Below are 20,720 nucleotides of genomic sequence, written 5' to 3' on the forward strand. Positions count from 1 at the left end.
ATCGCCAGGCTGGCCTCTCACCCCGAGCCTCTCCCCGGAGCGGAGAGGGGGCTGCGCCGAGGCGCTCATGCAGCCTCCTGTTCGGCGCTGGGCAGCCGTCGTGGCGCACAGCCACGCACCGCCTCGGCGATCGCCGAGATGTGCGCAGGGGTGGTGCCGCAGCAACCGCCGACCAGGTTGAGTAGCCCGTCGCGGGCGAAGCCCCCGATCACCGAGGCCATCTGCGCGGGCGTCTCGTCGTACTCGCCGAAGGCGTTGGGCAGGCCGGCGTTGGGGTGTGCGCTCACGTAGCACTCGGCGATCTGCGCCAGCATCTGCACGTGCGGGCGCAGGTCGGCGGCGCCGAGCGCGCAGTTGAGGCCCACGGCGAGCGGCCGCGCGTGGCGCACCGAGTACCAGAACGCTTCGGCGGTCTGGCCCGACAGCGTGCGGCCGGAGCGGTCGGTGATGGTGCCGGAGATCATCACCGGCACGCGCGCGCCGCGTTCGCGGAACAGTTCCGCCAGCGCGAACAGCGCGGCCTTGGCGTTGAGCGTGTCGAAGATGGTCTCGACCATGACAATGTCCGCGCCGCCGTCGACCAGGCCGCGCGCGGACTCGCCGTAGTTGGCGGCCAGCTCCTCGAAGCTCACGTTGCGGAAACCGGGGTCGTTCACGTCGGGCGAAAGCGAGGCGGTGCGGCTGGTCGGCCCGAGCACGCCGATGGCGAAGCGCGGCCTGGCCGGATCCTTCGCCTCGAACGCATCGCAGGCGGCGCGCGCCAGGCGGGCGCCTTCCAGGTTGAGCTCGTAGGCCAGGTGCTCCAGCCGGTAGTCGGCCTGGCTGATCCGGGTCGCATTGAAGGTGTTGGTCTCGATCAGGTCCGCGCCGGCCTCGAGGTAGGCCTCGTGCACGCCGCGGATCAGTTCCGGCCGGGTCAGGCTCAGCAGATCATTGTTGCCCTTGAGGTCGCAGCCTCCGGCGTGCGCGTGCGCGCGGTCGTGCCCGTGCGCGAAGCGCTCGCCGCGGAAGCCCGCCTCGTCCAGCGCGTGACCTTGCAGCATGGTGCCCATCGCGCCGTCGAGGATCAGGATGCGCTCGCGCAAGGCCTGCTCGAGGCGGGCGACGCGCTGGGGGTGGAGCCAGGGAAGAATGCTCATGGGGAGTCCGGCATGCGTGGTGTCTCGCTCAGGGTTTGCGCGCCAGCAGGCTGATCACCTCGAAATGCGGCGCCTTGCGCTCGCGGCTCAGGCGTACGCAGCTGGACACGGTGAGCCCCGCCGCGGTCGCGAAGCGCGACAGCTCCTCGCGGGTGAACCCCAGGTTGCGGTGATCGAACGGGGCGACTGCGGCGCGGTGATCGTGCCTGCCCAGGGTGACCGCCAGCAGGCGTCCGCCGCTGCGCAGCACGCGCGCCGCCTCGGCCACCGCCTGCGCCGGGCGCTCGGCGTAGGTGAGGGCATGCAGCATCAGCACCAGGTCGAAGCGGCGCTTGCCCAGTTCCAGCGCGTGCATGTCGCCCTGGCGTAGCTCCACGTTGGGGAAGGCCTTCAGGCGCTGTGCCGCGGCGGCCACCACGCGCTCGCTGGAGTCGACGCACACGATCGAGCGCGCATGCGGCGCCAGCAATTCCGCGGTGATCCCGTCGCCCGAGGCGATGTCGAGCACGTCGCCGGTCTCCAGCAACTGCAGCAGCGAGCGGGCGAGGGTCTCCCAGGTGCGACCGGGTGAGTAGTGGCGCTCCATGTCGCCGGCGACGGTGTCGGCCCAGCCCTCGGCGCGCGCGCGGTTGGCGAGCACGGCCGGCAGGCGGGCGGCATCCTCGCGCAGCAGCGCGTCGTCGATGCTCTCGCGCAGCGAGGCGAGCAGCGCGTGCGGGTGCGAGCCGCCCTCGTTGTTGGCCCGGTAGTAGGCCGACACGCCGGCGCGGCGATCGCGCACCAGGTCCGCTTCCTTCAGCTTGGCCAGGTGGGTGGACACGCGCGGCTGCGCCAGGTGCAGCACCTGGGCGAGCTCGGCCACGGTCAGTTCCTCGCGTTCCAGCAGAGCGAGCAGGCGGACGCGGGTCGGGTCGGCCAGCAGGCGCAGGACGCCGGAGGCAGTTGCCAGATCCATTTCCATCCCTTTATCGCGATGCGAAGATGGATAGGCTAGGCGGCGCGGCGGAGGGCGTCAAGGGCGGCGTGGCCGACTCCGGTCAGGTAGGAGCGAGCTTGCTCGCAATCCGCTTGTCCGTACGGGCGACGGGGCAAAAGGTATCGCGAGCAGGCCCGCTCCTACCCTGGGCGCGGCGGCCGGGTCGCATGTGATCGGCTAAACTAGCGGGCTTCGCCAAGTCTTGGAGCCGCCCATGGATTTCCGTTTCACCGAAGACCAGTTGTCGATCCAGTCGATTGCCCGCGACTTCGCGCAGAAGCGCATTGCGCCGGTGGCCGCCGAACTGGACGCCAAGGGCGAGTTTCCGCTGGAGAACATCCGCGAGATGGGCCAGCTCGGCCTGATGGGCATCGAGGTGCCCACCGAGTACGGCGGCGCCGGCATGGACCCGATTGCCTACGTGCTGGCGATGATCGAGATCGCCGCGGCCGACGCCGCCACCTCGACCATCATGTCGGTGAACAACTCGCTGTTCTGCAACGGCATCCTCAAGCACGGCACCGAGGAGCAGAAGCAGACCTTCGTGCGCGCGATCGCCTCGGGCGAGGCCATCGGTGCCTATGCGCTGACCGAGCCGCAGTCCGGTTCCGACGCTTCCAACATGCATACCCGCGCGGTGAAGAACGCCGACGGCGACTGGGTGATCAACGGCAAGAAGAGCTGGATCACCTCCGGTCCGGTGGCGCGCTACATCGTGCTGTTCGCGATCACCACGCCGGGGGTGGGCGCCAAGGGCGTGTCCGCCTTCATCATCGACACGCAGAAGAAGGGCTTCCACGCCGGCAAGACCGAACCCAAGCTCGGCATCCGCGCCTCGGCCACCTGCGAGATCGAGTTCAACGACTACGTCTGCCCGAAGGAGAACATGCTCGGGCAGGAAGGCAAGGGTTTCGCCATCGCCATGGGCGTGCTGGATGCCGGGCGCATCGGCATCGCCTCGCAGGCGGTGGGCATCGCCCGCGCGGCCTATGAAGCGACCTTGCAGTGGTCGCGCGACCGCAAGGCCTTCGGCTCGCCGATCGGCACCTTCCAGATGACCCAGGCCAAGATCGCCGACATGAAGTGCAAGCTCGACGCCGCCACGCTGCTCACGCTGCGCGCGGCCTGGGCCAAGGGCGAGGCGGAGCGGACCGGCGGGCGCTTCGGCACCGAGGCGGCGATCGCCAAGCTCACCGCGTCGGAGGCGGCGATGTGGATCACCCACCAGGCGGTGCAGATCCACGGCGGCATGGGCTACTCGAAGGAGATGCCGCTGGAGCGCTACTTCCGCGACGCCAAGATCACCGAGATCTACGAGGGCACCAGCGAGATCCAGCGCATCGTCATCGCCCGCAACGAGACCGGCCTGCGCTGAGCGCCGCGCCTTCCATGCCTTCTCCCCTGCGTGGGAAAGGGCGTGTGAAGGAGTCGTACCGGATGATGAGGCGAATGGGGCTGCCATCTTCGGCGCGGTCGCCCCTGGAAGGCCGGCTCGGTGAGTGCCGGCCGGCTCGCCCGCATCTCGGCGCTGCGCAGCTTCAGCCGGCCGGGGTCGCCATGTCCAGAAGCAGCAGGGCGATGAATCCAGCGAAGAACAGCGCCGTCATCCACGGCGCCTCGGGCACTTCGTGCGCCTCCACCAGCAGTTCCTCGGTGACCAGATAGAGGAGCGTCGCCGCGGCCAGCGCCAGCACGGCCTCCATCCATCGATCGCTCAGGCCAGCCAGCAGCAGGTTGCCCGCCACCGCGCCGGCCATCGGCAGAAGGGCCAGGACCATGGTGCTGACGATGCTGCGAGTCCGACTCGCGCCGGCACGCGCCAGCGAGGCGGCCGTCGCCAGGCCCAGCGACACCATCTCGATCGCGAGTGCGACCGTCACCAGGGCGCCTTCCCGCGCGCCGGCGGCGAAGGCGATCCCGATCAGCAGGCCGTCGATCAGGACATCGGTGCCCACGACGAGCGTCATGCCGATCGGGCTGTGGCTCACCTTTTCCATGCGGCAGCCGGCGATGCGCAGGCCGAGCATCAACAGTACGCCCGCGGCGAAGCCGCCCAGTACGGCCAGCGGTGCGCGCCGATGCATGATGTCGGGCAGGATCTCCACGGCCAGCGCCGAGAACACCACCCCCGCCGCGAAGTGCTGCATCGCGCTTCCCAGCCGTGACGAGGTCGGCCTCCAGGCACCGAACAAGCCACCGCCCGCCATCGCAAGGAACGGCGCCAACGCATACAGCAGAACCGTTCCGAGCATGAGGCTCCCGTTCGTTCGTTGCCAGGGAAGCTCACCAACGACGCCGTGGGCGCAGTGTCAATGACATCCTGAAAGGCGACCCGAGCAGCAGCGCTGGCCGCTTCCTTCGCCGGAGGCGCACCCACAGTTCGATCGCGGCGGTCACCACGAGCGTCGGTGGTGCGCAAGAACTCGTGCCGGCAGTGAGAGACCCGCTGGGTCGGTGACGAACCACGTTCGCGCGGCGAGATGAAGCCGGGGGCACGCGAACGGCTCAGCCGCTGCGTTGTGGTCGACGGCAACAAGCAGCGCCTCGTGTGGAGGGGCTGCTGCCAATCCTGTGAGCATCATCGGCAAAGCCCGGGCGCGCATGCCCGGGCTTTGCCGGCCAGGCGTCAGTGCCCGCGACGCGGGTCCGAATCGAAGGTATGCGGACCTTCGAGTCCCGGTCGCGCCGGACCGTCCCCGTCGAGCCGGTCGCCGAGCAGGCGGCGCACCACCACGTAGAACACCGGGATCAGCAGCAGGCCCAGGAAGGTGGCGAACAGCATGCCGCCGATCACGCCGGTGCCGATGGCGTGGCGGGCGTTGGCGCCGGCGCCGGTGGAGACGAACAGCGGGAACACGCCCAGGATGAACGCGAGCGAGGTCATCAGGATCGGCCGCAACCGCAGCCGCGCCGCCTCGATCACGCCCTCGCGCAGCGTCCGGCCGTGCGCCTGCTGCTCCACCGCGAACTCCACGATCAGGATGGCGTTCTTGGCCGCCAGGCCGATCACCGTGATCAGGCCGATCTTGAAGTAGATGTCGTTGGGCAGGCCGCGCACCAGCGTGAACACCACCGCGCCGAGCAGGCCGAGCGGCAGCACCAGCAGCACCGACACCGGGATCGACCAGCTCTCGTACAGCGCGGCCAGCGCCAGGAACACGATCAGGATCGACAGCACCATCAGCAGCGTGGCGGTGTTGCCGGAGAGGATCTCCTGGTAGGACTGGCCGGTCCAGTCGAAGCCGTAGCCCTGCGGCAGGTCGTTGGTGACGATCTTCTCCATCTCCGCCATGGCCTCGCCCGAGGCGTGCCCCGGCGCCGGCGAGCCGACGATCTCCACCGCCGCGTAGCCGTTGTAGCGGGTCAGCGAGGGCGAGCCCATCTGCCAGTCGGTGTGCACCACGTTGGACAGCGGGATCATCTCCGGCGTGCCGTAGGCGGTGGTCTGCGTGCTGGGCGTGAAGAAGTGCTGCAGCGCATCCGGGCTCATGCGGTAGGGCGCATCCGCCTGCATGATCACGCGCTTGACGCGGCCCGCGTAGGTGAAGTCGTTGACGTACACCGGCGCCAGCATCAGGCCGATCGCGTTGTAGATGTCGCTCACCGACAGGCCCATCGACTGGGCCTGCACGCGATCCACGTCCAGGTGCAGCTGCGGCGAATCCTCCAGCGCGTTCGGCCGCACGCCGGTCAGCAGCGGGTCCTGGCTGGCCTTGCCCAGCAGCGTGTTGCGCGCCTGGGTCAGGGCGGCGCGGCCCAGGCCGGCGCGGTCCTGCAGGTACATGTCGAAGCCGCCGAACTGGCCCAGGCCCTGCACCGTGGGGATGTTGACCACGAAGATGCGCGCATCGCGGATCTGGAACAGCGCCTGGTTCGCGCGCTGGATGAACTCCGCCGCGGTGACGTCGCGCTCGGACCAGTCCTTGAGCTTGATGAACGCCATGCCGGCGTTCTCGCCCGAACCGATGAAGCTGAAGCCGGTCACCTGCAGCACGGTGTCCACCGCCGGATCCTTGTGCAGGATCGTCAGCATGCGCTCCATCACCTCGTGGGTGCGCTGCTTGGTGGCGCCGGGCGGCAGCTGGATCACCGACATGGCGTAGCCCTGGTCCTCCTCCGGCAGGAAGCTGCCGGGCAGGCGGGTGTAGAGGAAGCCGGCCAGCACCGCGATCAGCACGAACACCAGCATCCAGCGCGGTGCATGGCGCACCGCGCCGCCGACGTGGCCGGTGTAGGTGCGCGTGGTCCACGCGAACAGATCGTTGAACTTGCGGAAGACGAGGTTCTTCTTCTTGTGGTGTTCGGGCTTGAGGAAGCTCGCGCACAGCGCCGGCGTGAAGGACAGCGCCAGGAAGGCCGAGAAACCCATCGACACCGCGATGGTCAGCGCGAACTGGCGGTAGATGATGCCGGTGGCGCCCGGTTGCAGCGCCGAGGGCACGAACACCGCGGTCAGCACCACCGTGATCGCCACCACGGCGCCGGTGATCTGTCCCATCGCCTTCTGCGTGGCCTGCTTCGGCGGCAGGTTCTCCTCGGTCATGATGCGTTCGACGTTCTCGATCACCACGATCGCGTCGTCCACCACGATGCCGATGGCCAGCACCATGCCGAACAGGGTCAGCTGGTTGATGGTGAAGCCCAGCACCAGCATGCCCAGGAAGGTGCCCAGCAGGGCCACAGGGATCACCAGCGTGGGAATGATGGTGGCCCGGATGTTCTGCAGGAACAGCAGCATCACCAGGAACACCAGGATGATCGCCTCCACCAGGGTGTGCACGACCTCGTCGATGGAGATGCGCACGAAGGTGGTGCTGTCGTACGGGCTGAACCAGCTCACGCCGGGCGGGAAGCTCGGTGCCAGTTCGTCCATCTTGCCGCGCACGGCGGTGGCCACGTTGAGCGCATTGGCGCCGGGCAGCAGCTGGATCGCGAAGGCGCCGATCGGCTTGCCGTCGACGCTGGTGTCGAAGCCGTAGCTGCCCGGGCCGAAGCTGATCCGGGCCACGTCGCCGAGCTTCACCGTGGTGCCGTCGGGATTGGCGCGCAAAATGATGTTGGCGAACTGCTCGGGCGTGGTGAAGCGGCCCTCGGTGGATACCGTGGCCATGAAGCCCTGGCCCGGCAGCGCCGGGTCGGCACCGATCGAGCCGGCCGCGAACTGCACGTTCTGCGCGCGGATCGCCGCCAGCACCTCGCTGGCCGACATGCTGTAGCCGTGCAGCTTGTCCGGGTCGAGCCAGATGCGCATGGCGTACTCGGAGCCGAACTGGTTGGTGCTGCCTACGCCCGGCACGCGCGAGATCTGGTCCAGTACCTGCGAACCGACGATGTCGTTGAGGCGGTCACGGTCGATGTTCGGATTGTCCGACTTCAGCGCCACCACCATCAGGAAGCCGGCGTTGGCCTTGGCCACCACGACGCCCTGCTGGGTCACCTCCGAGGGCAGGCGCGGCGTCGCCAGCGCGACCTTGTTCTGCACCTGCACCTGGGCGATGTCCGGGTCGGTGCCGCTCTCGAAGGTCAGCGTGATGCTGGCGCGGCCGTTGGCGCTGGAGGAGGAGCTGAAGTAGAGCAGGTGGTCGATTCCGGTGAGCTGCTGCTCGATCACCTGGGTGACCGCCTTTTCGGTGGTCTCCGCGCTGGCGCCGGGATAGTTGGCGTTCACCGTCACCGAGGGCGGTGCGATGTTCGGATAGGACTCCACGCCCAGGTTGAGGATGGCCAGCACGCCGCCAAGCGAGATCAGGATGGCCACCACCCAGGCGAAGATCGGGCGGTTGATGAAGAAACTCGGCATGGTCGGACTCCGTTACCTGCCGGCCGCCGGCGCGCCGGCGGCCGGGGCCTTGCCCGGCGCCTGCGGCTGCCACGGGGTGGCCTTGGCGGGTGCGCCTTCCTTCACGTTCTGCACGCCGGAGACGATCACCTGCTCGCCGGCCTTCAGACCGCTGGTGACGATCCAGTCGCCGCCGTCCATCGCGCTGGCGTCGACGTCGCGGCGCGCGACCTTGCCGTCGGCGCCGACGGTGTAGACATAGGCACCCACGGTGTCGCGCAGCACCGCCGCCTGGGGCACCAGGAACACGTTGTGGCGCTGGCCTAGGGAGGCGTCCATGGTCACGTACATGCCCGGCAGCAGCAGGTGCTGCGGGTTGGGGATGCGCGCGCGCAGCTGCACCGCACCGGTGGCCGGGTCGACCGAGGTGGAGGAGAAGTCGACCGTGCCCGGTTCGGGGTAGACGCTGCCGTCGGGGAGCTTCACCCGCACCTTGGTGCTGTCGTTGCCGGCCAGCGACACGTTGCCGTTGCCCTGCGCCTGGCGCAGCTGGGCCAGCTCCGCCACGCTGAGGGTGAAGTTCACGTACAGCGGGTCGATCTGTTCCACGGTGGTGAGCAGGGTGGCGTCGCCCTGGCCGACCAGTGCGCCTTCGGTGACCTGCTGCTGGCCGGCGCGACCGTCGATCGGCGAGCGCACCTCGGCGTAGCCCAGGTTGATCTGTGCCGACTTGAGGTTGGCGCGCGCCTGCTGCACGGCGGCGGCGGCACTGCGCTCGGCGGCCAGCGCGTTGTCCAGGTCGGCCTTGGAGACGTAGCCCTTCGGCGCCAGCTCGCGTGCGCGCTGCGCGTTGATCCTGGCGTTGGTGTAGCTGGCCTGCGCCTGCGCCAGCGCGGCCTGCGCGGCTCCGACGGCGGCCTTCAGCGGCGCCGGGTCGATCTCGAACAGCAATTGTCCCTGCTTGACGTCGGTGCCTTCCTCGTAGGTGCGCTTGAGCAGCACGCCGGGCACGCGCGCGCGCACGTCGGCACGGCGGAACGCCGACAGGCGGCCGACCAGCTCCTTGGTGAGCGGCGCGTTCTGCGCCTTGAGCGTGATCACCCCCACCTCGGGCGGCGGCATCTGCGGCGGCCCCTGTTCCTTGCCCTTGCCGCACGCGGCCAGGGCGAGCAGGCCAAGGCACAGTGCGTACGTGCGCAGTGTCGTGGTCTTCATGCGGACTCCAGTTCTTCTTTTTCGTGATCGGGGGGGCGGCGAAGCGGGCGAGCATACGGACGGCCGGGACGCGGACCCAGTGCCGTTGGTCGTGCAGCGCCGGCCGGAACGGGGGCTCCGGCGACATGCAACGCGCAACTATACCGACCAGTTTACATTTTGCCAGCGGCCACGGCCACGGTCTTCGCAGGTCGGCCCTCATGCATGCGACGAACGGGATGGGCGCGAATCGACGCTTTCCCGCGCCTGCGTGGTCGCTTCCGGTGGATTCACCCTGACGCGCGGCGTATCCTTTTCGGGCTCTACGCCCCACCCATGCATGACACCCCGTTTCCACCAGCCAGCAGATGCCATGAATGCCATTCGCGCGAACAGCGACAGTCCGATTCCATCGGCAGTTTTCGAGGAACTGAAAAAAAGCGGCTTTCCGACCCGGCGCCTTGAAGAGGCGCAATTTTTTATCGGGGCCTTTTTCGCGCGGATGGCGCACAGCGACGTGGACCTGCACACGCCGGCCGAATGGGCGGCGCTGATCGCCAGCCTGCTGGAATTCCTGCAACAGCGCACGCCGGGCACCGCCAAGGTGCGCGTGCTCAATCCCGAACGCGGTCATGCCGGGCGCAGCCTGATCGAGGTCGTCACCGACGACATGCCGTTCCTGGTCGACACGGTCAGCATGATCGCCTCGGCGGAGCTGCAGATCCACGGCGTGATCCACCCGGTGGTCAAGGTACTGCGCGACAGTGACGGGCGGCTGCAGCGCCTCGGCGACGAGGCCGGGCAGCCGGAGTCGGTGATGCACTTCGAGGTCGACCGGGTCGCCGACGAGGCGGCGCAGGCGCACCTGAAGAAGCAGGTGGAAGTGGCGCTGGACGACGTGCGCGCGGCCGTCGCCGACTGGAGTGCGATGCGCGAGAAGGCGCTGGCGATTGCCGCCGACCTGCCGCAGCGCAAGCTCCCGCTGGAGGCGCAGGCGGTGCACGAGGCCGCCGACTTCCTGCGCTGGCTGGCCGACGACAACTTCACCTTCCTGGGTTTCCGCGAATACGAGGTGACCGAAGCCGACGGCGAGGAAGTCCTGCGGGCCCTCAACGATTCGGGCCTGGGCATCCTGCGCGGCAGCGAGCGCTCGGTGGCGCCGCGGTCGCTGCGCAGCCTGGTCGCCTCGGAACTGCCGCAGTCGGGCGCCACCGACGCGATCATCCTGACCAAGACCAACGCGCGCTCGCACGTGCACCGCCCCGGCTACATGGACTACGTGGGCGTGCTGCGCTTCGACGCCAACGGCAAGCCGGTGGCCGAGCAGCGCTTCCTCGGCCTGTTCACCTCCAACGCCTACATGGCGCGGCCGCAGGACGTGCCGCTGGTGCGCCAGAAGGTGGAGGCGGTGCTGTGCCGTTCGGGCCTCAAGCGCGACTCCTACTCGGGCAAGTCGCTGCGTCACATCCTGGAGACGCTGCCGCGCGACGAGCTGTTCCAGAGCAGCGAGGACGAGCTGTTCGCCGACGCCTGCGGCATCCTCGAACTGCGCCAGCGCGCCCGCACGCGGCTGTTCGTGCGCCGCGACCGCTACGGCCGGTTCTACACCTGCCTGGTGTACGTGCCGCGCGAGCGGTTCAACACCACGGTGCGCGAGCGCATCGAGCAGCTGTTGCGCGACGCGCTGCACGGCGAGCGCGTCGACTCGGCGGTGCTGATGGGCGAGGCCGCGCTGGCGCGCCTGCACGTGGTGGTGCGCCCGCGTATCGGCGACCGCGCGGACTACGACGCCGCCGCGCTGGAACAGGCGGTGGCCGCGATCGTGCGCAACTGGCACGACGACGTGCGCGACGCGCTGGTGCGGGCGCGTGGCGACCACGACGGCGTGGTACTGGCCAACCGCTACGTCAAGGCGCTGCCGGCCGGCTACGTGGACGAGGTGAGTCCGGACGTCGCCGCCGAGGACGTGCACGAGCTGTCGCTGCTGGAAGGCGACGACGCGGTGCGGATGTCCTTCTATCACCCGCCGCAGCGGCCGGACGAACTGCGCTTCAAGGTGTACCGCTCCGGCAGCGATATCGCCTTGTCGGAGGTGCTGCCGCAGCTGGAGAACCTGGGACTGCGCGTGCTCACCGAGCACGTCTACGACGTGCGCACCGGCGGCACGCCGCTGTTCATCCAGGACTTCGAGGTGCAGCCGGTCGGCGACCTGACCTTCACCGTGGAGCAGGTCGGCTCGCTGTTCGAGGACGCCTTCGAGCAGATCTGGCGCGGCAACGCGGAGAACGACGGCTTCAACCGCCTGGTGCTGGGCGCCAAGCTCAACTGGCGCCAGGTCGCGATGCTGCGCGGCTACTGCAAGTACCTGCTGCAGACCGGCGTGTCCTTCTCGCAGGCCTACATGGAGGATGCGCTGAACCGCTACCCGGGAATCGCCGGGCTGTTCGTAGAGCTGTTCCACGCCAAGTTCGACCCGCGCCGCGAGGCGCTTTCTCCCGGCGAACTCGCCACTGCGCGCGAGCTGCTCGACGCGGAAATGCGCGTGCTCATCCCGGGCAACGTGCAGGCTGCGCAGCCGGGCCTGGTCGAGGGCCTGGTGGGCATGCTGTCGCGTCCGCGCGCCGAGCAGGTAGCGGTGGTCGAGGACGCGATCGCCGCCCTGCTGGAGAACGTGTCCAGCCTGGACGACGACCGCATCCTGCGCAGCTTCCTGGGCGTGATCCGTGCCACCCTGCGCACCAGCTTCTTCCAGCAGTGGGACGGCGCCTACCGGCCGTACATCAGCTACAAGTTCGATTCGCACAAGGTGCCCGACCTGCCCAAGCCGGTGCCGTACCGCGAGATCTTCGTCTACGCCGCGCGCGTGGAGGGCATCCACCTGCGCTTCGGCGCGGTGGCGCGCGGCGGCCTGCGCTGGTCCGACCGCCGCGAGGACTTCCGCACCGAGGTGCTGGGCCTGGTCAAGGCGCAGATGGTGAAGAACACCGTCATCGTGCCGGTCGGCTCCAAGGGCGGCTTCTTCGTCAAGCGTCCGCCCGTCGGCGGCGACCGCGACGCGCAGCTCGCCGAAGGCGTCGCCTGCTACAAGATGTTCATCAACGGCCTGCTCGACATCACCGACAACCTGGTGGAGGGCAAGGTGGTGCCGCCGCATGACGTGGTCCGCCAGGACGCCGACGATCCGTACCTGGTGGTGGCGGCCGACAAGGGCACGGCCACGTTCTCCGACATCGCCAACGCGATCTCGATCGGGCACAACTTCTGGCTCGGCGACGCGTTCGCCTCCGGCGGCTCCAACGGCTACGACCACAAGGGCATGGGCATCACCGCCCGCGGCGCGTGGGAGTCGGTCAAGCGCCACTTCCGCGCGCTCGGCCGCAACTCGCAGACCGAGGACTTCACCTGCGTGGGCATCGGCGACATGTCCGGCGACGTGTTCGGCAACGGCATGCTGCTGTCGGAGCACATCCGGCTGCTCGCGGCGTTCGACCACCGCCACATCTTCCTCGACCCGAATCCCGACGCGGCGCGCTCCTTCGCCGAGCGCCAGCGCATGTTCAAGCTGCCGCGCTCCAGCTGGGAGGACTACGACAAGTCGCTGATCTCCGAGGGCGGCGGCGTCTACCCGCGCAGCGCCAAGTCGATCCCGGTCTCGCCCCAGGTGCGCGAGGCGCTGGGCATCAAGGGCGAGGTCACGCACCTGACGCCCGCCGAGCTGATGAGCGCGATCCTCAAGGCGCCGGTGGACCTGCTGTGGAACGGCGGCATCGGCACCTACGTCAAGGCCGGCAGCGAGACCAACGCCGAGGTCGGTGACCGCGCCAACAACGCGCTGCGCATCAACGGCGCGGAGCTGCGCTGCAAGGTGGTGGGCGAGGGCGGCAACCTGGGCCTGACCCAGAAAGGCCGCATCGAGGCGGCCCAGCACGGCGTGCTGCTCAACACCGACTTCATCGACAACTCCGCGGGCGTGGACACCTCCGATCACGAGGTGAACATCAAGATCCTGCTCAACGACGCGGTGCGCCGCGGCGAGCTGACCGAGGAGGGCCGCAACACGCTGCTCGCCGCGATGACGGACGAAGTGGCGCAGCTGGTGCTGTGGGACAACTACCGCCAGAACCAGGCGATCACGCTGATGGAGCACCAGTCGGTCAAGCGGCTGGGCTCGATGGCGCACTTCATCCGCCAGCTGGAGGCCGAGGGCCTGCTCGACCGCCAGGTCGAGAACCTGCCGTCCGACGCGGAGCTGGCCGAGCGCAAGGCGCGCCACCAGGGCCTGACGCGGCCGGAGCTGGCGGTGCTGCTGTCCTACGACAAGATCAAGCTGTACCAGCAACTGCTCGAGTCGGACGTGCCGGAGGACCCGTACCTCTCCAAGGAGCTGGTGCGCTACTTCCCCGAGCCGCTGCACGAGAAGTACGCGGCCAACATGCAGCGCCACCGCCTCAAGCGCGAGATCATCGCCACCGCGGTGACCAACTCGACGATCAACCGCATGGGCGCCACCTTCATGATGCGCATGCAGGAGGACACCGGGCAGGGGCCCGCGGCGATCGCCAAGGCCTATACCGCCGCGCGCGAGATCCTCGATGCCCGCGAGCTGTGGGCCGAGATCGAGGCGCTCGACGGCAAGGTGGCCGAGGACACCCAGATCGACGCGATCATGCAGATCTGGGCGCAGCTGCGGCACATGACGCGCTGGCTGCTCAACCGCCCCGGCGGCACCCTGGACATCGCCGCCAACGTCGAGCGCTACCAGGCCGGCGTCAGCGCGCTGCGCCAGGCGCTGCCCGACGCGCTCACCGAGACGGGCCGCGCGGATTTCGAACTCAGCTGCGAGAAGTGGGAAGGCCTGGGCGTGCCGACCGAGCTCGCCGTGCGCCTGGCCCGCATGCCGCGCCTGCGTGCGGTGCTCGACATGGTGGAAGTGGCGCGCCAGAGCGACCACTCGGTCGCCACCGTCGCCCAGGTGTTCTACGAACTGGGCGAGGCGCTGGACCTCGAGTGGCTGCGCGGCCAGATCGAGGCGCTGCCGGTCGAGGGCCACTGGCACGCCCAGGCCCGCGGTTCGCTGCTGGACGAGCTCAACCTGCAGCACCGGGCGCTGGCCCAGCAGGTGCTGGCGCTGGCCGGCGGCAACCGGGAGGTTTCGCCGGTACGGGCGTGGCTGGAGCGGGACGACCCCACGCTGCAGTACACCCGCGCCATGCTGTCGGAGATCCTGACCCAGAACGCGGACTACCCGATCGCCTCGGTGGCCGTCCGCCGCCTCGCGCAGCTGGCGCAGGTGCCGGTGTGATGGAAGCGTAGGAACGGCGTCCGGCTGCCGCCGGCGCCGGACCGCCTTGGGAGCGGGCTTGCCCGCGATGCTCCTGGTCCGTGCGGACAGAGGCATCGTGAGCGCTCCTACCTTCGTGGCCAGCCCATCGCGAGCAAGCTCGCTCCTACACGGGGCGTCGGGGCCGTCGCCTCGGTCCGTGCCGGTGGGCTAAGCTGGCCGCCTTCCTCCCTGGGACCGGCCCGACCATGCGCCTCGCCTTCGTCGCCAGTGACACGCCCGTCGCCCAGCAGGCCCGCCGCAAGCTGGCCGAGCGCTACGGCGACCTGCCACCGCTGGAGGCCGAGGTGATCGTGGCGCTCGGCGGCGACGGCTTCATGCTGCGCACCCTGCACGCGCACCGCGCGCTGAACCTGCCGGTGTACGGCATGAAGCTCGGCCGCGTCGGCTTCCTGATGAACAAGCACCACCTGGAGGACCTGCCGGGACGGATCGCGCGTGCCCATGCGGCCGTGCTGTACCCGCTGCAGATGCGTACCACCGATGGCGACGGGCAGGAGCAGTTCGCGCTGGCCTTCAACGAGGTCTCGCTGCTGCGCCAGAGCAACCAGGCCGCGCATCTGGAGGTGAAGCTCAACGGCGAGGTCAAGCTGACCAATCTGGTCTGCGACGGCATCCTGGTGGCCACGCCGGCCGGATCCACCGCGTACAACCTCTCCGCGCACGGCCCGATCCTGCCGCTGGACGCCAACGTGCTGGCGCTCACCCCGATCAGCGCCTTCCGTCCCCGCCGCTGGCGCGGCGCGATCCTGCCGCACCGCACCCAGGTGACCCTGCGCGTGCTCGATCCGGGCAAGCGTCCGGTCAGCGCCACCGCCGATTTCCACGAGGTCCGCGACGTGCGCACCGTGCACGTGTGCCAGGCCGAGGAATGTGGCGTGAAGCTGCTGTTCGACCCGGAGCACAACCTGGAGCAGCGCATCCTGGACGAGCAGTTCGCCGCGGAATAGGGCAGCAGGCGAAGGGCAGGGGTGTGCGGCGAGAGCGTACTCCCCGCACGAGGGCAGCACGCGAGGTCGGTTTGCCCGCGTCATGCGCCCGGCCTCGTCTCGCGACGCCCTCCGCGCTCGCCCCTTTTGCTAGATTTCTCCCATGGACCCGGTCCCGATCAACGCCCACGACCCCCGCGCCAGCACCGACAACCGCCTGGTCGTGGCGATCTCCTCGCGTGCGCTGTTCGACCTCGGCGACAGCCACGCGCTGTTCGAGCGCGAAGGGCTGGATGCCTACCGCGCGTTCCAGATCGAGCACGAGAACGAGATCCTCAAGCCTGGCGTCGCCTTCCCGCTGGTGCAGAAGCTGCTGGGCCTGAACCGTCTCGCGGGCGACGTGCCGCCGGTGGAGGTGATCCTGCTCTCGCGCAATTCCGGCGACACCGGCCTGCGCATCTTCAACGCGATCCAGCACTACGGCCTGGAGATCAGCCGTGCCGCCTTCACCAGCGGCGCGCCGACCTCCGACTACATCGCGCCGTTCAAGGCCGACCTGTTCCTCTCGGCCAATGCCGAGGACGTCGGCCGCGCGCTGGCCGCGGGCGTGGCGGCGGCCACCATCCTGCCGTCCAGCGCCCCGCCGCGCGCCAGCGAGCAGTTGCGTATCGCCTTCGACGGCGATGCGGTGATCTTCGGCGACGAAGGCGAGCGCGTCTCGCGCGAGGAAGGCCTGGACGCTTTCCACCGCAGCGAGGTCGAGCGGGCGCAGGAGCCGCTCTCGGTCGGTCCCTTCCGCGGCTTCCTCACCGCGTTGCACCGCTTGCAGGCCGCTTTCCCGGCGGAGGATTCGCCGATCCGCACCGCCCTGGTCACCGCCCGCTCCGCGCCCGCGCACAAGCGGGTGATCCTCACCCTGCGCCGCTGGGGCGTGCGCATCGACGAGGCGCTGTTCCTGGGCGGACGCGACAAGGGACCGTTCCTCGACGCCTTCGGCGCCGACATTTTCTTCGACGATTCGCCGGCCAACGTCGAGTCGGCGCGCAAGCACGTCGCCACGGGGCACGTGCCGCACGGGGTCAGCAACCGCTGACGCCCGTGCCCGGGTGCTAGGCTGCGGTGGGCAACGCGGAGGGGACGACGGTGGTCAGGCACACGATGGGCACCTGCGCCGTCTGCGGCAAGCCCTTTCCGGCACGGGAACTGGTACCCGGCGAACTGGTGCGTCCGGAGGTCGCCGCGGAGCTGACCAAGCTGGCGCCGGCCTGGCGCCCGGCGCAGCCGGTCTGCCGCGCGGATCTGGCCAAGGCCAGGGCGGCCTACGTGCACGATCTGCTCGAGTCGGAGAAGGGCGAGCTCAGTTCGCTGGAGAACGACGTGCTGCGCAGCCTGCGCGAGCACGAGTTGGTATCGACCGATATCGAGCGGGAGTTCGATCGCCAGTGGAGCTTCGGCGAGCGGCTGGCCGATCGCATCGCGGCTTTCGGCGGCAGCTGGACGTTCCTGGCCTGCTTCGGGCTGTTCCTGCTCGCCTGGGTGGGCATGAACTCGTTCGTGCTCTGGCGCCACCCGCCGGATCCGTACCCCTACATCTTCCTCAACCTGCTGCTTTCGTGCCTGGCCGCCATCCAGGCGCCGGTGATCATGATGAGCCAGAACCGGCAGGAGGCGAAGGACCGCCTGCGCTCGCAGCACGACTACAAGATCAACCTGAAAGCCGAGTTGGAGATCCGCCACCTGCACGAGAAGGTCGACCACCTGTTGTCGCACCAGTGGGAGCGGCTGGTGCGGATCCAGGAACTGCAGGTAGAGCTGCTGTCCGACCTGGGGCGGCGCCGATAGCGCGGTCCCGGCCTCACGGCACCAGCCGGGCCCGCCGCCACCAGGCGGTCACTTGCTCCTCGCGCACCAGCGTGAACAGGCCGGCGCCCAGGATCATCGCGATGCCGACCAGCATCGGCCAGTCCAGCGTATCGCCGAACAGCCAGTAGCCGAAGCCGATCGCCCACAGCATCTGGCTGTACTGGGTCGGCGCAACGCGATTGGCGGGAGCGTTCTGGGTGGCGAGCATCAGCAGCACGCCGGCCAGTGCGGCGAGCAGGCCGTAGCCGGCGAGCAGCCACCACTGCTGCAGCGTCGGCCAGGCAAAGGAGGGCAGCATCAGCGCGCCGCCGACCACCAGCGGACCGATCACGCCGGCGCCGTACAGGCTGACGCGCTTCTCGTGCGCGCCGGCCAGGCGCAGCGCCACGACCGACACCGCCCCCGCCATGCCGCAGGCGATCGCGGCGAAGTGGCCCAGGCCCAGGTGGCGGAAGCCCGGCCGCAGTACCACCAGCACGCCGACGAAGCCGGCGACGACCGCCGACCAGCGCCGCCAGCCCACGTGTTCCTTGAGGAACAGCACCGACAGCACCGTCACGAAGATCGGCATCAGGAAGATCAGTGCGAAGGTCTCGGCCATCGGCAGGTGGGTGAAGGCGACGACCGCCGACAGGTTGCTGGCCGCGCCCGTCACGGCGCGGATCCACCACAGCGACGGCCGCCTGGCCCTGAAGACCTCGTGCCAGCGGTCGCCCGGCTTGCGGATGAAGGGAATCGCCGCCAGCCCCAGCACCGCGCCGAAGAACACCGCCTCGTAGGCCGGCAGCGAGCCGTGCAGCGATTTGACGAAGGCGTCGCTGATCGCATAGGCCGCATAGCAGGCGAAGCCGAGCAATACACCCTTGAGCATGTGTTCTCCCGGGAAGGCGTCGCAGGGTTGGGGCGGGCCCGGCCGATTCAAGCTCGGCCCGGGCGGGCCGGCATGACCGTGCCCCGCCGGCAGCGCTAGAATGCCGGGCTTGTCCCTCCCTACGGAACTTCGCATGGCCGCCCGTCTCGACCCGCTCGACCTGTACGACGTCCGCTCGCTGCTCACCGACGAGGAGCGCATGGTGCAGGACACCGTCGGCCGTTTCGTCGACGAGAAGGTGCTGCCGATCATCGGCGACTGCTTCGACCAGGGCCGGTTCCCGAAGGAGCTGATCCCCGAGATCGCGAACCTCGGCCTGCTCGGCGCGACGATTCCGGAAAAGTACGGCTGTGCCGGTATGAACGGCGTGAGCTACGGCCTGATCTGCCAGGAGCTGGAACGCGGTGACTCGGGCCTGCGCAGCTTCGCCTCGGTGCAAAGCTCGCTGTGCATGTACCCGATCTACGCCTACGGCAGCGAGGAGCAGAAGCTGCACTACCTGCCCAAGATGGCGGCAGGCGAGATCATCGGCTGCTTCGGCCTGACCGAGCCGCACGGCGGCTCCGACCCGGCCAACATGAAGACCAACGCCCGGAAGGACGGCGGCGACTGGGTGCTCAACGGCGCCAAGATGTGGATCACCAACGGCAACATGGCGCACATCGCGATCGTCTGGGCGCAGACCGAGGACGGCATCCAGGGCTTCATCGTGCCGACCGACAGCAGGGGCTTCGCCGCGCAGGAGGTGCACAAGAAGATGAGCCTGCGCGCCTCGGTCACCTCCGCGCTGTTCTTCGACAACGTGCGCGTGCCCGAAGCCAACCGCCTGCCCAACGTGAAGGGCCTGAAGGGGCCGCTGGGCTGCCTCACCCAGGCCCGCTACGGGATCACCTGGGGCCCGATCGGCGCGGCGCAGGCGTGCCTGAAGGAAGTGCTCGACTACACCCAGGAACGGATCCTGTTCGGCCGCCCGCTGGCCGCCAACCAGGCGATCCAGCTGAAGATGGCCGACATGGCCCGGCGCATCACCGCGGCGCAGCTGCTCTCGCTGCAGCTGGGCCGGTTGAAGGACGCCGGCGCCATGCAGCCGACGCAGGTCTCGCTGGCCAAGTGGAACAACGTGCGCATGGCGCTGGACATCGCCCGCGAGTGCCGCGACATCCTGGGCGGCGCCGGGATCACCACCGAGCATGCGGCGATCCGCCATGCGCTGAACCTCGAATCGGTGATCACCTACGAGGGCACCGAGACGGTGCACCAGCTGGTGGTCGGGCGCGAGCTGACCGGCATCAACGCGTTCTGATGTTCCTTCTCCCGCCGGGAGAAGGTGGCGTGAAGCGACGGATGAGGGTTCGGCCGTAGCGCAAGGGCAAGACTTGCGGCAGGCCTCAGGCCCTCGATCCAGCTCTCTCCCGATGGGGGCTTTCAGAGGAGCCAGGCCTTGCACGTTCCGGATATCCGCATCGAAACCGACCGCCTGATCCTGCGCCCGCCGCGAATCGAGGACTTCGATGCCTACGCGGCGAACATGGCCGACCTGGAGGCCGCCCGCTTCATCGGCGGGCAGCAGCCGCGCGCAGTGGCGTGGCGCGGCTTCCTGTCCTCGGCGGGCGCCTGGATGATCCAGGGTTTCTCCATGTTCTCGGTGATCGAGAAGGCCAGCGGCCAGTGGGTCGGCCGGCTCGGCCCCTGGTTTCCGGACGGTTGGCCCGGTACCGAGGTCGGCTGGGGCCTGGCGCGCGCCGCCTGGGGCAAGGGCTATGCGTTGGAAGGCGCCACCGCCGCGATCGACTGGGCGTTCGACAACCTGGGCTGGGACGAGGTCATTCACTCGATCCACCCGGACAACACACCCTCGCAGGCGCTGGCCAGGCGCCTCGGCTCCACCTGCCGCGGCCCGGGCAAGCTGCCGGCGCCCTACGAGGACTCGCCTACCGAGATCTGGGCCCAGACCCGCGAGCAGTGGCGGGCGCGCCGGAAGGCAGGGGCAGCATGATCACGATCTACGGCATGCGCGCTTCGGGCAACTGCTACAAGCTGCAGTTGCTGCTCGACCAGCTCGGTCGCGACTACCGCTGGGTCGAGGTCGACAGCGCGCACGGCGCCACGCGTACGCCCCAGTTCCTGGCCATGAACCCCAACGGCAAGGTACCGCTGCTGGAACTGGAGGACGGCCGCCGCCTGGCCGAGTCCGACGCCATCCTCTGCTTTCTCGCCGAGGGCACGCCGTTCTGGCCGGACGATGCCTGGCTGCGCGCGCAGACGCTGCAGTGGCTGTTCTTCGAGCAGTACAGCCACGAGCCCTGCATCGCGGTGGCGCGCTTCATCCGCGGCTGGCTGCCGCCGGAACACCCGCGCCAGGCCGACGTGCCGGCGCTGATCGAGCGCGGCAAGGGCGTGCTTGCGGTAATGGAGCAGCATCTCGCCGGGCGCGAGTGGTTCGTCGGCGAGCGCTACGGGTTGGCCGACATCGCGCTGTACGCCTACACGCACTGCGCGGGCGAGGGCGGCTTCGATCTGGCCGGCTACCCCAACATCCTGGCCTGGCTGGAGCGCGTGCGCACCCAGCCCGGCCACTCCCCGATGCTGCATTCCCGGTAGGGGCGAGCGTGCTCGCGACGCTTCTGC

14 protein-coding genes are annotated in these 20,720 nt (G+C 69.3%); 8 read left to right on the forward strand and 6 right to left on the reverse strand.

Annotated elements, in window-relative coordinates; all coding sequences use genetic code 11:
* Nucleotides 1–65: 65 nt before the first annotated feature.
* Nucleotides 66–1,139 (reverse strand): homocysteine S-methyltransferase family protein, encoded by a 1,074-nt coding sequence (locus WAT24_RS09190; RefSeq protein WP_336807555.1) that lies wholly within the window; start codon nt 1,137–1,139, stop codon nt 66–68.
* Between the two features lie 28 nt (nt 1,140–1,167).
* Complete coding sequence (locus WAT24_RS09195) at nt 1,168–2,094, reverse strand: ArsR/SmtB family transcription factor (protein ID WP_336807556.1); 927 nt, start codon at nt 2,092–2,094, stop codon at nt 1,168–1,170.
* 235 nt (nt 2,095–2,329) lie between these two features.
* On the opposite strand from WAT24_RS09195, the gene WAT24_RS09200 reads away from it, so the two are divergent.
* Entirely contained in the window at nt 2,330–3,490 is a 1,161-nt protein-coding gene (locus tag WAT24_RS09200; protein WP_336807557.1) for an acyl-CoA dehydrogenase family protein, read from the forward strand.
* 163 nt (nt 3,491–3,653) lie between these two features.
* On the opposite strand, the gene WAT24_RS09205 is transcribed toward WAT24_RS09200, so the two are convergent.
* The 3 genes from WAT24_RS09205 to WAT24_RS09215 all read right to left on the reverse strand — a co-directional run bounded on the left by WAT24_RS09205 (nt 3,654) and on the right by WAT24_RS09215 (nt 9,109).
* Nucleotides 3,654–4,262 (reverse strand): ZIP family metal transporter, encoded by a 609-nt coding sequence (locus WAT24_RS09205; RefSeq protein ID WP_336807558.1) that lies wholly within the window; start codon nt 4,260–4,262, stop codon nt 3,654–3,656.
* 479 nt (nt 4,263–4,741) lie between these two features.
* A complete protein-coding gene (locus tag WAT24_RS09210) occupies nt 4,742–7,915 on the reverse strand; it encodes a multidrug efflux RND transporter permease subunit (protein WP_336807559.1) in 3,174 nt (1,057 codons plus the stop codon).
* Nucleotides 7,916–7,927: 12 nt separating this feature from the next.
* On the reverse strand, nt 7,928–9,109 hold the full coding sequence (locus WAT24_RS09215; RefSeq protein WP_336807560.1) for an efflux RND transporter periplasmic adaptor subunit: 1,182 nt from the start codon (nt 9,107–9,109) through the stop codon (nt 7,928–7,930).
* A 352-nt stretch (nt 9,110–9,461) separates the two neighbouring features.
* Between WAT24_RS09215 and WAT24_RS09220 the strand changes: the two genes are divergently transcribed.
* From WAT24_RS09220 to WAT24_RS09235, 4 genes are all read left to right on the forward strand, one after another.
* Complete coding sequence (locus WAT24_RS09220) at nt 9,462–14,390, forward strand: NAD-glutamate dehydrogenase (protein ID WP_336807561.1); 4,929 nt, start codon at nt 9,462–9,464, stop codon at nt 14,388–14,390.
* Between the two features lie 227 nt (nt 14,391–14,617).
* Nucleotides 14,618–15,379, forward strand: coding sequence for an NAD kinase (locus WAT24_RS09225; protein ID WP_336807562.1), 762 nt, complete (start codon nt 14,618–14,620; stop codon nt 15,377–15,379).
* 142 nt (nt 15,380–15,521) lie between these two features.
* The gene (locus WAT24_RS09230; RefSeq protein ID WP_336807563.1) at nt 15,522–16,451 is read left to right on the forward strand and encodes a 5'-nucleotidase; all 930 of its coding nucleotides are present in this window, start codon (nt 15,522–15,524) and stop codon (nt 16,449–16,451) included.
* A gap of 50 nt (nt 16,452–16,501) precedes the next feature.
* The gene (locus WAT24_RS09235) at nt 16,502–17,200 is read left to right on the forward strand and encodes a DUF1003 domain-containing protein (protein WP_336807564.1); all 699 of its coding nucleotides are present in this window, start codon (nt 16,502–16,504) and stop codon (nt 17,198–17,200) included.
* Nucleotides 17,201–17,213: 13 nt separating this feature from the next.
* On the opposite strand, the gene WAT24_RS09240 is transcribed toward WAT24_RS09235, so the two are convergent.
* Nucleotides 17,214–18,092, reverse strand: a complete 879-nt coding sequence (locus WAT24_RS09240; protein ID WP_336807565.1) for a DMT family transporter — start codon at nt 18,090–18,092, stop codon at nt 17,214–17,216.
* A gap of 133 nt (nt 18,093–18,225) precedes the next feature.
* Here WAT24_RS09240 and WAT24_RS09245 point away from each other — a divergent pair, with 133 nt between their 5' ends.
* From WAT24_RS09245 to WAT24_RS09255, 3 genes are all read left to right on the forward strand, one after another.
* The gene (locus WAT24_RS09245; RefSeq protein WP_336807566.1) at nt 18,226–19,395 is read left to right on the forward strand and encodes an acyl-CoA dehydrogenase family protein; all 1,170 of its coding nucleotides are present in this window, start codon (nt 18,226–18,228) and stop codon (nt 19,393–19,395) included.
* A gap of 138 nt (nt 19,396–19,533) precedes the next feature.
* A complete protein-coding gene (locus tag WAT24_RS09250) occupies nt 19,534–20,088 on the forward strand; it encodes a GNAT family N-acetyltransferase (protein ID WP_336807567.1) in 555 nt (184 codons plus the stop codon).
* A complete protein-coding gene (locus tag WAT24_RS09255; protein ID WP_336807568.1) occupies nt 20,085–20,693 on the forward strand; it encodes a glutathione S-transferase family protein in 609 nt (202 codons plus the stop codon). Before WAT24_RS09250 ends, WAT24_RS09255 begins: the two co-directional genes overlap by 4 nt.
* Nucleotides 20,694–20,720 lie beyond the last annotated feature (27 nt).

Source organism: Fulvimonas yonginensis (genome assembly GCF_037137055.1).
Taxonomy (GTDB): domain Bacteria; phylum Pseudomonadota; class Gammaproteobacteria; order Xanthomonadales; family Rhodanobacteraceae; genus Frateuria_A; species Frateuria_A yonginensis.